This window comes from Variovorax sp. GW823-FHT02B07 (assembly GCF_058797695.1).
The window spans coordinates 378,665-391,795 of the sequence record NZ_JBXAJX010000003.1 but is presented as its reverse complement, the minus strand read 5'-3'; the positions used below and the strand labels follow the sequence as shown (position 1 = coordinate 391,795).

General features: G+C 69.1%; 12 protein-coding genes and 1 tRNA gene. 12 read left to right on the top strand and 1 reads right to left on the bottom strand.

Annotated elements, in window-relative coordinates; genetic code table 11:
• Positions 1-13 precede the first annotated feature (13 nt).
• From AC1RGU_RS19585 to AC1RGU_RS19560, 6 genes are all read left to right on the top strand, one after another.
• Positions 14-1,021, top strand: coding sequence for a serine/threonine protein kinase (locus AC1RGU_RS19585; RefSeq protein WP_056573330.1), 1,008 nt, complete (start codon positions 14-16; stop codon positions 1,019-1,021).
• 5 nt (positions 1,022-1,026) lie between these two features.
• The gene (locus AC1RGU_RS19580; RefSeq protein WP_062476311.1) at positions 1,027-1,935 is read left to right on the top strand and encodes a PP2C family protein-serine/threonine phosphatase; all 909 of its coding nucleotides are present in this window, start codon (positions 1,027-1,029) and stop codon (positions 1,933-1,935) included.
• A gap of 55 nt (positions 1,936-1,990) precedes the next feature.
• A complete protein-coding gene (rph, locus tag AC1RGU_RS19575; RefSeq protein ID WP_492697481.1) occupies positions 1,991-2,722 on the top strand; it encodes a ribonuclease PH in 732 nt (243 codons plus the stop codon).
• Positions 2,723-2,796: 74 nt separating this feature from the next.
• The gene (locus tag AC1RGU_RS19570) at positions 2,797-3,396 is read left to right on the top strand and encodes a non-canonical purine NTP pyrophosphatase (protein WP_492697479.1); all 600 of its coding nucleotides are present in this window, start codon (positions 2,797-2,799) and stop codon (positions 3,394-3,396) included.
• A 3-nt stretch (positions 3,397-3,399) separates the two neighbouring features.
• Complete coding sequence (gene hemW / locus AC1RGU_RS19565; protein WP_062476321.1) at positions 3,400-4,662, top strand: radical SAM family heme chaperone HemW; 1,263 nt, start codon at positions 3,400-3,402, stop codon at positions 4,660-4,662.
• A gap of 32 nt (positions 4,663-4,694) precedes the next feature.
• A tRNA-Ser gene (locus AC1RGU_RS19560) sits at positions 4,695-4,782 on the top strand.
• Positions 4,783-4,842: 60 nt separating this feature from the next.
• On the opposite strand, the gene AC1RGU_RS19555 is transcribed toward AC1RGU_RS19560, so the two are convergent.
• Positions 4,843-6,501: an InlB B-repeat-containing protein gene (locus AC1RGU_RS19555; RefSeq protein ID WP_492697477.1), complete on the bottom strand. Its 1,659-nt coding sequence runs from the start codon at positions 6,499-6,501 to the stop codon at positions 4,843-4,845.
• Positions 6,502-6,706: 205 nt separating this feature from the next.
• Here AC1RGU_RS19555 and AC1RGU_RS19550 point away from each other — a divergent pair, with 205 nt between their 5' ends.
• The 6 genes from AC1RGU_RS19550 (at position 6,707) to AC1RGU_RS19525 (ending at position 13,120) form a co-directional block, all read left to right on the top strand.
• The gene (locus AC1RGU_RS19550; protein ID WP_492697475.1) at positions 6,707-7,099 is read left to right on the top strand and encodes a hypothetical protein; all 393 of its coding nucleotides are present in this window, start codon (positions 6,707-6,709) and stop codon (positions 7,097-7,099) included.
• 104 nt (positions 7,100-7,203) lie between these two features.
• On the top strand, positions 7,204-7,812 hold the full coding sequence (locus tag AC1RGU_RS19545; RefSeq protein WP_492697473.1) for a response regulator transcription factor: 609 nt from the start codon (positions 7,204-7,206) through the stop codon (positions 7,810-7,812).
• An 8-nt stretch (positions 7,813-7,820) separates the two neighbouring features.
• Positions 7,821-9,668 carry a sensor histidine kinase gene (locus AC1RGU_RS19540; RefSeq protein WP_492697471.1) on the top strand — a complete coding sequence of 616 codons (1,848 nt, stop codon included), beginning with the start codon at positions 7,821-7,823 and terminating at the stop codon, positions 9,666-9,668.
• Between the two features lie 198 nt (positions 9,669-9,866).
• Positions 9,867-10,832 (top strand): sugar-binding transcriptional regulator, encoded by a 966-nt coding sequence (locus AC1RGU_RS19535; RefSeq protein WP_492697469.1) that lies wholly within the window; start codon positions 9,867-9,869, stop codon positions 10,830-10,832.
• Positions 10,833-10,931: 99 nt separating this feature from the next.
• A complete protein-coding gene (locus AC1RGU_RS19530; RefSeq protein ID WP_492697467.1) occupies positions 10,932-11,588 on the top strand; it encodes a DUF2291 family protein in 657 nt (218 codons plus the stop codon).
• Positions 11,585-13,120 carry a sugar ABC transporter ATP-binding protein gene (locus AC1RGU_RS19525; protein WP_492697465.1) on the top strand — a complete coding sequence of 512 codons (1,536 nt, stop codon included), beginning with the start codon at positions 11,585-11,587 and terminating at the stop codon, positions 13,118-13,120. The genes AC1RGU_RS19530 and AC1RGU_RS19525 overlap by 4 nt, the downstream gene beginning before the upstream one ends.
• Positions 13,121-13,131 lie beyond the last annotated feature (11 nt).

Sequence of the window (13,131 nt, the reverse complement as noted above, 5' to 3'; positions counted from 1 at the left end):
AAACTCCCGGATTATGTCAAAGGTCAAGCCTACGCCCCTGTTGCCCGATACGGTCATTGGCGGATATCGCGTTGTTCGCCGGCTTTCCGCGGGCGGTTTCGGCGTGGTCTACCTCGCGATCGACCCGAACGGCCAGCAGGTCGCCGTCAAGGAATACCTGCCTTCGTCGCTCGCCACGCGGGGCCCCGGCGAACTGGCGCCGCAGGTGCCGCCCGAGAAGCTGTCGCTGTACCGCCTGGGGCTCAAGAGTTTCTTCGAAGAAGGCCGCTCGCTCGCGCAGATTTCGCATGCGTCGGTGGTCAGCGTGCTCAATTTCTTCCGCGAAAACGAGACCGTCTACATGGTCATGAACTACCTGGAGGGCGCGACCCTGCAGGATTTCGTGGTCACGGCACGCGACCTGAAGCGGCAGAAGGTGTTCCGCGAATCGACCATCCGTTCGCTGTTCGACGAAATCCTGCGCGGCCTGCGCATCGTCCACCAGTACAAGATGCTGCACCTGGACATCAAGCCCGCCAACATCTTCGTCACCGACGACGACCGCGCCGTGCTGATCGACTTCGGCGCCGCGCGCGAAGTGCTCAGCAAGGAAGGCATCTTCATCCGCCCCATGTACACGCCCGGCTTCGCCGCCCCCGAGATGTACCGGCGCGATTCGTCGATGGGCCCCTGGACCGACATCTACGCCATCGGCGCCTGCATCTACGCCTGTATGCAGGGCTACCCGCCCAACGATGCACCCCGGCGCATCGAGAAAGACCGCCTGAGCCTGTCGCTCTCGCGCCTGCGCGGCGTGTACTCCGACAACCTCATCGAGGTGGTCGAGTGGTGCATGTCGCTCGACCCGCTCTCGCGCCCGCAGTCGGTGTTTGCGTTGCAGAAGGAACTCAGCCGCGAAGGCGAGCGCCGCTACACCAAGCTCACGGTCGGCGAAAAGGTGCGCCTGTCGATCGACAACATCCGCTCCTTCGACAAGAAGAGCCTGCCGCGCGCCGCCGCGCCCACCACCCGACCGGCCTGAGCGACATGAAGTTCTCCGTGTTCCAGGTCAGCCGCAAGGGTGGCCGTCTCAAGAACGAAGACCGCATGGGCTACTGCTACACGCGGGAGTCGGGTCTGTTCGTGCTCGCCGACGGCATGGGCGGCCATCCTGAAGGCGAAGTGGCGGCCCAGCTGGCGCTGCAGACCATCGCCGCGCTGTACCAGCGCGAGGCCCGCCCCACCGTGAAGGACGTGAAGGCCTTCCTGGCCGAATCGGCCATGTCGGCGCACCAGCAGATCATGCGCTACGCGAGCCACAAGGCGATGCTCGACACGCCCCGCACCACCGTGGTCGCGGCCGTGCTGCAGAACGCCACCGCCACCTGGCTGCATTGCGGCGACTCGCGCCTGTACGTCGTGCGCGACGGCCGCCTGCTGACCCGCACGCGCGACCACTCGCATGCCGAGCGCCCCAAGCCCCACGGCGCCACCGACGCACCGGTCAACCGCAACCTGCTGCTGACCTGCCTGGGCTCGCCCACCACGCCGCTGTTCGACGTGTCGGCGCCACTGCCGCTGCAGCGCGGCGACCGCCTCATGCTGTGCTCCGACGGCGTCTGGGGCGTGCTCGACGACGCCGTCATCGTGCACACCCTGTCGTCCGGCAAGCCCGTGTCCGACGCCGCGCCCGACCTCGCCGAGATGGCGCTGCGCAAGGGCGGCGCCCACAGCGACAACGTGACGCTCATCGCGCTCGAGTGGGAAATGCCCGAGACGCCCGGCGACGACCGGGGCGTGTCCACCGAAACCATCGACGACGGCGTGTTCGCCTCGACCATCCAGGCCGGCATGCCGTCCGACAGCGAGATCGACGACCTCGACGAAGACGCCATCGAGCGCTCCATCGCCGAGATCAACGAAGCCATTCGCCGCTCTGCCGCCCGCAAGACCTGATCTCCTGATCGGGTCTCGCGGTTTTTCTTTTTCTTTTTCGGTTTCCTCCAGACACATGACTGCTTTCACACGAAGCGGCGGCCGCGCCGCCGACCAGCTGCGCCCCGTGCGCATCACCCGCGGCTTCACCATCCACGCCGAAGGCTCCGTGCTCATCGAGTTCGGCCAGACCCGCGTGCTGTGCACCGCCTCGGTCGAGGAAAAAGTGCCGCCGCACAAGAAGGGCAGCGGCGAAGGTTGGGTGACGGCCGAATACGGCATGCTGCCGCGCGCCACCCACACCCGCAGCAGCCGCGAAGCCGCCAAGGGCAAGCAGACCGGTCGCACGCAGGAAATCCAGCGCCTCATCGGCCGCTCGATGCGCGCCGTGTTCGACCTTGCCGCTCTGGGCGAACGCACCATCCACCTCGACTGCGACGTGCTGCAGGCCGACGGCGGCACGCGCACCGCGGCCATCACCGGCGCCTTCGTGGCCGCACAGGACGCCGTCGACAAGCTGCTGGCCTCCGGCGCGCTCAAGACCTCGCCCATCAAGGGCCACGTGGCCGCCATCTCGGTGGGCATCGTCGACGGCACGCCGCTGCTCGACCTCGAGTACACCGAAGACTCGGCCTGCGACACCGACATGAACGTCGTCATGACCGGCGCCGGCCACTTCGTCGAAGTGCAGGGCACGGCCGAAGGCGTGGCCTTCACGCGCGACGAAATGAACCTGCTGCTCGGCCTGGCCGAGAAGGGCATCGGCGAACTCGTGAGCCTGCAGCAGCAGGCCCTGCTTTCGAACTGAACGACCGACGACCACAACCACTAGCTACTGGCGCCCGTTCATTCATCGGGCGCCACAGCCATCTTTGACTTTCCATGAAACTGGTTCTGGCTTCCAACAACGCGGGCAAGCTCGCCGAACTCCAGCAGCTGTTTGCCGAGCTGTCCGTCACCCTGCTGCCGCAGTCGGCACTGGGCGTGGGCGAGGCTGAAGAACCCTTCCGCACCTTCGTCGAGAACGCGCTCACCAAGGCGCGCCACGCCAGCGCCGCCACAGGCCTGCCGGCCATTGCCGACGACGCCGGCCTGTGCGTCGATGCCTTCGGCGGCCTGCCGGGTGTCGACACCGCCTACTACGCCACGCAGTTCGGCTACGCCAAGGGCGACGCCAACAACGTGAAGGCGCTGCTCGAACAGCTCGACGGCGTGGTCAACCGCCGCGCCGCGCTCGTCAGCACGCTGGTCGCGCTGCGCCGCCACGACGACCCCGAGCCGCTCATTGCCGTCGGCCGCGTGGTCGGCGAGATCGCGCCCGCGCCCATCGGCGACAACGGCTTCGGCTTCGACCCCGTCATGTATTTGCCGACCTTCGGCAAGACCTTCGCCCAGCTGCCGCCCGACGTGAAGAACGCCAACAGCCACCGCGGCCGCGCCGCGCAGGCCATGCTCGCCCTGATGCGCGAGCGCTGGTTCTGACCCATGGCCACCGTCTTCCCGATCCAGCCCGCCCAAGCCGGCGGCGCCCCCCAGGCCAATGACGTGCTGCACTGGATGCGCCCCGGCCCGCTGCAACTCGCTGCGCTGCCGCCGCTGTCGCTGTACATCCACCTGCCGTGGTGCCTGCGCAAGTGCCCTTACTGCGACTTCAACTCGCACGAGTGGCGCGCCACCAGCGAGGCCGACATCGACGGCCTTCCCGAAGCCGCCTACATCGACGCGCTGATCGCCGACCTCGACGCCGCGCTGCCGTTGATCTGGGGCCGCACCGTCCACACCATCTTCATCGGCGGTGGCACGCCCAGCCTGTTCTCGCCGCAAGCCATCGACCGGTTGCTGGGCGACGTGCGCGCGCGCCTGAAGCTCGCGCCCGAGTGCGAGATCACGCTCGAGGCCAACCCCGGCACCTTCGAGCGCAACCGCTTCCGCGCCTACCGCGCGGCCGGCGTCACGCGCTTGTCGGTGGGCGTGCAGAGCTTCAACGACGAGCACCTGACGGCGCTGGGCCGCGTGCACGATCGTGCCCAGGCCATCGCCGCGGTCGAAGAAGCCGCGAGCGCCTTCGACACCTTCAACCTCGACCTGATGTACGCCTTGCCGGGCCAGACCATGGAAGGCCTCGACGCCGACCTGACCCAGGCCTTGGCTCTGGCGCCGCCGCACATCTCGATCTACCACCTCACCATCGAGCCCAACACCTGGTTCGCCAAGTTCCCGCCCACGCTGCCCGAGGACGACATCGCCTACGCCATGCTCGACCGCATCACCGAGCGCACGGGCGCGAGCGGCATGTCGCGCTACGAGGTCTCGGCCTATGCGCGCGACGGGCACCAGTGTGCGCACAACCTCAACTACTGGCAGTTCGGCGACTACCTTGGCATCGGCGCCGGTGCGCACAGCAAGCTGAGTTTCGCGCACCGCATCGTGCGGCAGGTGCGGTATCGCGAACCGCGCCTGTACATGGAGAACGCGCGCGCCGGCATGGCCGTGTCGCAGAGCGACGAAGTGGCGCTGGCTGACCTGCCCTTCGAGTTCATGCTCAACGCGCTGCGGCTGAAGCAGGGCTTCACGCTGCCCCAGTTCAGCGAACGCACGGGCCTGGCGATGACGTCGATTCAGCGCGGCCTGGAAGAGGCCGAGCGCAAGGGGCTCGTCGCGCGCGACCTGTTCCGCGTGTGGCCCACCGAGCGCGGACTCGACTTCCTGAGCGACCTGCAGACGTTGTTCCTGCCCGATGACGAGTAAGGCTGCGCTGTCGGCTTAAAATCGACGGTTCCGGAGAGTTGGGTGAGTGGTTTAAACCAGCAGTCTTGAAAACTGCCGACGTGAAAGCGTCCGTGAGTTCGAATCTCACACTCTCCGCCATCAGCCCACTGTTCATGCGGGCTCGCGATCGGGGGCAAGCCATTTGCCCCTTCACGCAACCTACCTCCCCGACCCGTACCGCCGCACCAAAATGCGCGTCCCTGCCGCAGCCTCAAACTGCTGCCAAGCCAGCACCGCATTCCCCACTTCATTCATCGCCAGATCCGGCGAAACCGCAATTTCGTCCGTGCCCTCCTGAGCCACCGGCGTCCCCCAGCCATCCGCCAGCGTGTGCCGAGCCGCATACAGATCGCTCGTCCCCATCCCGTTGCCCTGCGCCCACGCCACCACTGCGTTGGTCGCATCGTCCAATCCCACAGCAGGCAAGCTCGCCAACGCCTGTGAAGCCGCCGCCCGCACCGCACGGTCCGCGCCGAACGCCGCCCCCGGTGCCGCCGTCGCCGCCATGAGCGCGTTATCCAGCCGCCCCCAACTCACGACCGCCGCACCCCCCGCATTCATGCGCAGCACGGGCGTGCTCAACAACGCCTGCGTGGCGACGAACGGTGCGCCCACCCGTGCAGTGCCGCCCTGCCACGCGCCCGCCGAGAAGCGCTTGAACCACACGGCGCTCTCCCACTGGTTGCTGCCGCCGGGCAGGTCGGCCTGGCCCCAGGCGAGCAGTGCGTTGCCGGCGGCATCGATCGCCAGGTCGTGGGCGCCGATGGAGTGGCCGGTGCCGGTGTCGGGCACGAGTTCGGTGGCCGTGGCCCAGGTGCCGCTTGCGTTGGCGCGGTTGGTCCAGAGCGAGGCGCTGCTGCCGTCGGAGCGCTTCCACACGGCGACCGATTCGCCGGACCCCGCGACCACGACGGCCGGGTCGCCGTCGACGCTGCCCACGACCTCGTTGGTCTCGATGAGCGCGGCGGTGCCCCAGCCGCCAGCCGGGGTGTAGCGGTTGGCGTAGATGCTGAAGCGCGTGGCCGGGCCGATCTGCGACCACACGGCGACGGCGTTGCCGTTGGCGTCGATGCCCGCGCTGGCGTTGCCGACGATGCCGGTGCCGGTTTCCAGCAGCGCGGGGCTGCCCCAGCCGCCCGCGGGGTCGACGGGCAGTGCCCACAGGTCGTAGCCGGTCACGGAGCTCAGCTGGGTCCACAGCACGACGGCGCGGCCGCTGGGCTTGTCGATGGCGATGCGGATGTCGCGCACGCCGCCGGCGTTGGCCTCGAGGCGCTGCGGCGCGGTCCAGCCGCTGCCGGGCAGGTAGCGGCTGCCCCACAGGCGGTCCACCTGCGGGTTGCCTTCGACCTGGCGCCACACGACCAGCGCGCGCCCCTGCGCATCGATCGCGGTCTTCGGCAGGCTGGCGCCGCCGGCGGACAGCGCCGACGTATCGCCCCAGCCGATCACGGGCGGTGCGGCCACGAAAGTGGCCGTCACGTCGAGCGCTGCATCCATCCGCACGGTGCAGGTGCTGGCGTTGCCGCTGCAGGCGCCGCCCCAACTGCCGAGCACCTGTCCCGCGGCCGGCGTGGCCGCGAGGACGACCTCAGTGCCCGCGCTGAAATCGGCGCCGCAGCGATCGGTGCAGTCGATGCCCGCGGGCTGCGATCCGACGCGACCGTTGCCGGTGATGCCGACCTCCAGGCGATGCGTCACTGCCGCCGGCGGGGGCGCTGGCGGAAAGAGGCCGAGGGGCGGCAGCGCGCCGCCGCCCGATCCCCCGCCACCGCCGCCACAGGCCGCCAGCAGGGCCAGCACCCCTGCGCACACCATCCACCGTCCGTAGCTGCTCGTCTTCGTCATGTCCGTGTTCCTCCTCGTCCGCTGGCGCCGGGGCCCGGCGCCTTCTGTGGTTGCTTGCTTGTTCGTTCAAGAGGGGCGGATCGTAGGGACGGCTGCGCGTGCGGCCCATAGCACCTTCGGGCACCTGCCCGAAGGTGCTATGGGCCGTTGCAAGGTGTCCCGATAGGCTCGCTGCATGACTTCTTCACGAACGCGCCTGTGCTCGCCCTTGCTTCTCATGGCCGCTGCGCTGGCAGGCGGATGCGCTTCGCATGCCGTGACCGACGACGCCATCGTCACGACCACCTCGCGGGCGCTGGGCCTGCCGCCGCAGGCGTTCACGATCTCGAACCGGGCCGACAGCGGCGTGCAGACGACCTTCCAGGCCCGCACCGACGGCGGACGGGTCTACAGCTGCTACGTGGAGGGCTCGGTGTCGGTCGTAGGCCGAGTGGTCAGCGATGCCATCTGCCAGGAGATGCGCCAGAGCGACGCACCCGCGTCCGCACGTCGCTCCGCCACGCGGCCGGCGACCGCCCCTGCACCGGCGTGCAATGCGCTGCTGCGCGCGGCCGGCCGTTGCAACTGAGGCTTCGCGAAAGCCGGCGCGGCACCGTCGCGCCGGCGTGGACAACAATGGCGCCCTACGAGGAGAGGGCGCGGGCCGGGCCCGCACCCGAGGATCACGGCACCATGAAACTCCTGCTTGTCGACGATCACCCGCTGTTCGGTGTCGGCTTTGCGCATGCGCTGACGCACGCCCGCCCCGACTTCGAAGTGCAGACCGCGCTCTCGCTGGCCGAGGGCGTGGCGCGCGCTTCGCAATGCGCGCCCGACATCGTGCTGATCGACTACCGCCTGGGCGGTGAAGACGGCCTCGAAGGCCTGCGCCTCTTCGGCGCCCGCCATCCCCTCGTGTCGCGCCTGATGATCTCGGGCGACGAAGAGCCGGCACTCGCCGCACGCGCACGCGCCGCGGGTGCGGCCGGCTTCATCGGCAAGTCGCGCTCGGTAGCGCACATCGCGGCGGCGCTGGACGAGGTGGCCGCCGGTGGCGAGGCTTTCGACGTGCTGGCCTCGCGCACCGGCCTGCCGGTCGCGAGCCTCACGCCGCGCCAGCTCGAAGTGCTGCTGCTGGTGGCGCAAGGCCGCCAGAACAAGCAGATCGCCGCCGAGCTGGCGATCGCGGAGCGCACGGTCAAGCTCCACATCACGGCGCTGCTCGACACGATGGACGCGCGCAACCGCACCCACCTGCTGGTCCAGGCGCGGCGCGCGGGGCTGCTGCTGGAGCCGCGATGAGGCCTTCGGTGCCTGCCGCCCTCGCATCTCCGCTGAAAGCTCCGCGCGACCTCGGTGTGCGTGGCCTCATCGCCGCGTGCCTGCGCTTCTCGGACCTCCAGCTCCAGCAGGTCGAGCAGATGATCCGCACCACGCCGTGGGCTTGGATGCTGGCCGCGCTCGGCGGGTACCTGTGCTACCGCGAATACGCGACGGGCGCGGACGGTGCGCGCATGCAGGCGTGGTTCGCCGTCTACTGCTTCCTCGTGGCCGTGCGGGGCGGTATCTGGGTGGCATGGGCGCTGCGGCCCGGCCTTCGATCGAACCTCGCGGCGATGGCACTGCCTCTCATGGCCAGCAGCCAGAGCCTGGCCTTGTCGTGGGGTGTCCTGTGCGTCCTGCTGCAGAAAGACGGACCGGCGCAGGCCGAGGCCATCCTTCACATCACGATGGTCACCGTCTCGCTCGGTGGCGCGATCCGGCTCTCGACGATGGAGCGCTCGGCCATCGTCTATGTGGGCCTCATCCTCGGTCCGCTGGTGCTGCGCGACATCTGGTTCGGCGGCAGCTACCACCTGGCCATGGCAATGATCGTGACGCTCATCGGCGTCTACACGCTGCTGAGTTCCCGCGAGCTCTCTCGTGCGCTGCACGAGATCCAGGCGCAGCGCCGGCGCAATGCCGAACTGGTGACCGCGCTGAGCGCCGAAAACGAGCGCAGCCGCTCGGCCCGACAGACCGCCGAAGAAGCCGTGGCCGCGCGCATGCGCTTCTTCGCCTCGGCCAACCACGACCTGCGCCAGCCGCTCAACGCGATGGCGCTGCTGGCGCAGACGCTGCACACGGTCAGCACGCAGCCGCAGGTGCAGGCGCTCTCCGAGCAGCTGGTGGCCTGCGCCGACGGCATGACCGACGTGGTGGACGACCTGCTCGACATCACGCGCGCCGACGCCGGATCGATCAGCCCGCAGTGGTCGCTCTTCGCCATCGACGCGCTGCTGCGCGACTGCTGCCGGCCGCACCAGGCCGTGGCCACGGCCAAGGGGCTGACGTTCGAGCTGGCCATCGACCCCGCTACGGTCCGCAGCGACCGCGCCTTGCTCACGCGCGTCGTCACCAACCTGCTGGCGAACGCCATCCGCTACACGCACCAGGGCACGGTGCGGCTCGGCGGCCGGGTCGAGAACGGCCGGCTGCGGCTGGCCATCGAAGACACGGGCATCGGCATCGCGCCCGAGCACCTGCCGCACGTATTCGACGAGTTCTATCAAATCGACAACCCCGCGCGCGACCGCCGCCTGGGCTACGGCCTGGGCCTCGCGACCGTCAAGCGCCTGAGCGAACTGCTCGACCTGCGCGTGACCGTGCGCTCGCAGCCGGGGCAGGGCAGCGTGTTCGACGTGCAGGTGCCGTTGGCCGATGCGGCCGAGAGCGATCGGGCGGACGACGTCGAACGGCTCGCCGCGTCACCGACCGCCGTGTTGGCCGCGCGCGTGCTCGTGCTCGACGACGACCAGAGTTCGTTGCAGGCGCTGCAAGGGCTGCTGGCCTCTTGGGGCGCGGAGGTCCGCGCCGCGAGCGACATGGCGGGCGCACTGGCGTGCCTGCAGGCGGGCTTCCGGCCCGATGCGCTGGTGGTGGACCTGCGGCTCGGCCTGCAGGCGAGCGGCCTCCAGGCCATCGCCGACCTGCGCCTTGCGTTGAACGAAGCCGACCTGCCCGCGTTGATCGTGACCGGCGACGTCGGCGGCGATTCGCTGACGGCGGCACGCGAGGCCGGCCTGCCGGTGCTCGTCAAGCCGGTGCGGCCCTCGCAGCTTCGCGCTTTCCTGGGCCATGCGCAGGCCTGGAGGCGGACTGGCGTCTCGAGCGAGTAGCTGAAAGCCCCGGGCGACTCGCTTCGCGCCGGGTCTCATCCTCCCCGTCCATTGCCCCGCCCGGTCAGGGCGCCGCGTGTGTGATGGCGCGGGAAAACACCGAGGGCGCGTTCGTTGACTGGGGCAGTCGCAATCCCTAAAGTTCATCCATCTGATCAATTGAGCAGTTGAAGATCAAATGTTCACAAAATACACGACATGGACCCCGAACTGAGTCTTTCCATCCGCGCCGCATGGCTGGCCTATGTGGGCGGCCACACGCAGGAGCAGATCGCCGAGCGGCTCGGCGTGTCGCGCGTCAAGGTGCAGCGGCTGATCGCCTCGGCCATGCAGAGTGGGCTGATCAAGTTCTTCGTGGAAGGTGTGCCTGCCGAGTGCATGGCGCTCGAAGACAAGCTGGTGGAAGCCTTCGGCCTGAAGCGCTGCGTGGTCGTCCCGACCACCCAGGCCGACCTGGACGATGCGACCGATGCGATCCCCGCGCTGGCAGTGGCTGCCGCGCGCCAGCTGACCCGTGTGCTCGACGCCGGCGAGGTGCGCACCATCGGTGTGGGCCACGGTCGCACGCTGGCCGCGATGGTCGAGCGGATGCCCGCGGCGAATCGCAAGGACACGCGCTTCATCTCGCTCCTGGGCAGCCTCACGCGCCGCTCCGCCGCCAACCCGTTCGACCTGATTGCCAAGCTGGCCGAGCGCACGGGCGGCGAGTGCTACTTCATGCCGGTGCCGTTCCTGGCCGACAGCCGGGCCGACGCGCAGGTGCTGCGCGCCCAGCGTGGCGTGCAGCACGTGCTCGAGCTCGTGCGCGAGTGCCAGCTCTGCGTCGTCGGTGTCGGCGACCTGGGGCCGGACACCCATCTGCTGCGCACCCAGTCGGTCACGGCCAAGGAGCTGGCGGCGCTGCGCAAGGCGGGGGCGGTGGGCGAGCTCGCCGGCTGTTTCGTGGCGTCGAACGGCGAACCGGTGAAGTGCGAGATGAACGAACGCGCGGTTGGTGCGTCGCTGGACGACCTGCGCGGGCGCGACGTGCTCGCGGTGGCCGGTGGCACGTACAAGGCGGAGGCGATCTGCGCGGTGCTCAACACCGGCCTGATCACCGAGCTGATCGTCGACGAGGCGACCGCGCAGCTGTGCCTGCGCCATCAGGCCGGTCAGCGCGGCTGACCGAGCCGCCATCTTCCGGTCGTCGGAGTCGGTGCCCGTAGAGCGCCAACGTCGACCGGAGCAGACAGGTTCAAGAAGATCAACAGGGAGGAGGTTCGCATGGGCGCCCAGCTCGAAATTTCCGCGCGCAGACCGTTCCGTCTGCGGACGTCGGCCTGCGTGTGGACGGCGGCGCTCCTGCTGCTGTGCGTGGCGATGGTGCTGGACACCAAGGCGGTCCGCATCGGCTCCAGCGAAGACGCGCGGGTCGACGCGTTCTCGGCCGAGGCCTACGGAAAGAAGGCATTCGCACCCATTCGGGCCCTGATCGAGAAGGCGGCCGTCGACGCCCCGGTGCTGGCGCAGGCCCTCGCGGCGGACAAGGCGGCCGCGGGCGAGACCTACGGCAAGCCCGGGAGCGTCGGACCGATCTTCCCGGTCCGGTTCACCGGGACGGTCGGCGAGGGCCGTGCGGGCATCTTCACGGTGGCGGTCGATGGCCTGCCGCAAGGGTTGCAGCTTCGCGTGCAAACCGGGCCGGCCCTCAACGGCACCGAGGTGCGGGACGCCACGGGCACCGTGGCCTTCGGCCAGTTCACCAACCAGATCGACTACCAGGACGCGGGCTCGGCACTGAACAACGAGGTCAAGGCGCAGGTGCTCGGCACGCTCGACCGCGACACGCTCACCGGCAGGAAGGTCGACGTCGTCGGTGTGTTCCAGCTCATCAATCCGTCGAGCTGGCTCGTCACGCCCGTGCGGCTGGGCGTGCAATGAGCGCCGCTGGCATCGCCCGTCATCCCGACAGCGCGATCGTGCTGTCGGCGCGGAACATCGCCAAGTCGTACGGCAGCGTGCAGGCGCTCAAGGGCGTGAACTTCGACATCCACCGCGGACAGGTCACGACGCTGTTCGGTGAAAACGGCGCCGGCAAGTCCACGCTGATGAAGATCCTCTCGGGCGTGGTCACGCCCACGTCGGGCGACATCGTGCTCGACGGCGTGCCGGTCGTCCTGGCGTCGGCCGCCGACGCACGCGAGCGCGGCATTTCGATCATTCACCAGGAGCTGAGCCTGGCACCGAACCTCTCGGTGCGCGACAACGTCTTCATGGGCCGCGAATTGCGCAGCGCCACCGGCGTCGACTTTGCCGAAGAGGCGAGGCGCACGCAGGCGCTGATGGCAGAGCTCGAGGAAGCGATCGATCCGCTGACCTTGGTCGAAGACCTGCGCCTCGGGCAGCAGCAGATCGTCGAGATCGCGCGTGCGCTGTCGGTCAACAGCCGCATCCTGATCATGGACGAGCCCACGTCGGCGCTCTCGGCGACGGAGGTGGAGGCGCTGTTCAAGGTGATCCGCGACCTCACGGCGCGAGGGGTGTCGATCGTCTACATCTCGCACCACCTGGAAGAGGCACTGCAGATCACCGACCACGCGGTGGTGCTGCGCGACGGTGCCATGACCGCCAAGGCGCCGCGCGCCGAGATCGATCTCGAATGGATCGTGCGCCACATGGTCGGCGAGAACTTCGATCTCGGCAGTCCACCTGGCGGCTACGACTTCGGCGAAGTCGCGCTGGCCATCGAGGACGCCGTCCTCACCGAAAGCTCCGGCGCCGACGTCGTCGACCATGTGTCGCTCGACGTGCGGGCGGGCGAAATCGTCTGCATCTACGGGTTGATGGGCGCGGGGCGCACCGAGCTGCTGGAGGCCGTGGCTGGCCGTTGCGCACTCGACGGCGGGCGCGTGCTGCTCGAAGGCCAGGACGTGTCGAGGCTGAGCATCGCGCAGCGCATCGCCAAGGGCCTCGCGCTGGTGCCCGAAGACCGCCAGCGCGACGGTCTCGTGCAGACGATGAGCGTCGGCCAGAACCTCTCGCTGGCCAGCATCGGCGCCTTCGTTCGCGGGTGCTTCACATCGCCGGCCCGGGAACGTGCATGCGTCGACGAATCGATCCGGCGCGTCACCGTCAAGACCAGCGGCGGCCAGGCGGCCATCGGATCGCTGTCGGGCGGCAACCAGCAGAAGGTGGTCATCGGAAAGATGCTCGCCACGCACCCGAAGGTCCTGCTGCTCGATGAGCCGAGTCGGGGCATCGACGTCGGCGCCAAGGCCGAGGTGTTCCGCCTGCTCGCCGAGCGCGCGCGGCAGGGCCTCGCGGTCGTGTTCTCGACCTCGGAGGTGAGCGAATGCCTGGGTGTCGCGCACCGGATCGTCGTCATGCGACGGGGGCGGATCTCGGCCCAGTTCGGCGCCGACGTCACCAAAGAAATGATCATGGCCGCCTCGGGCGAAGCCATGGTTGCCTGAATGAAGCCCTT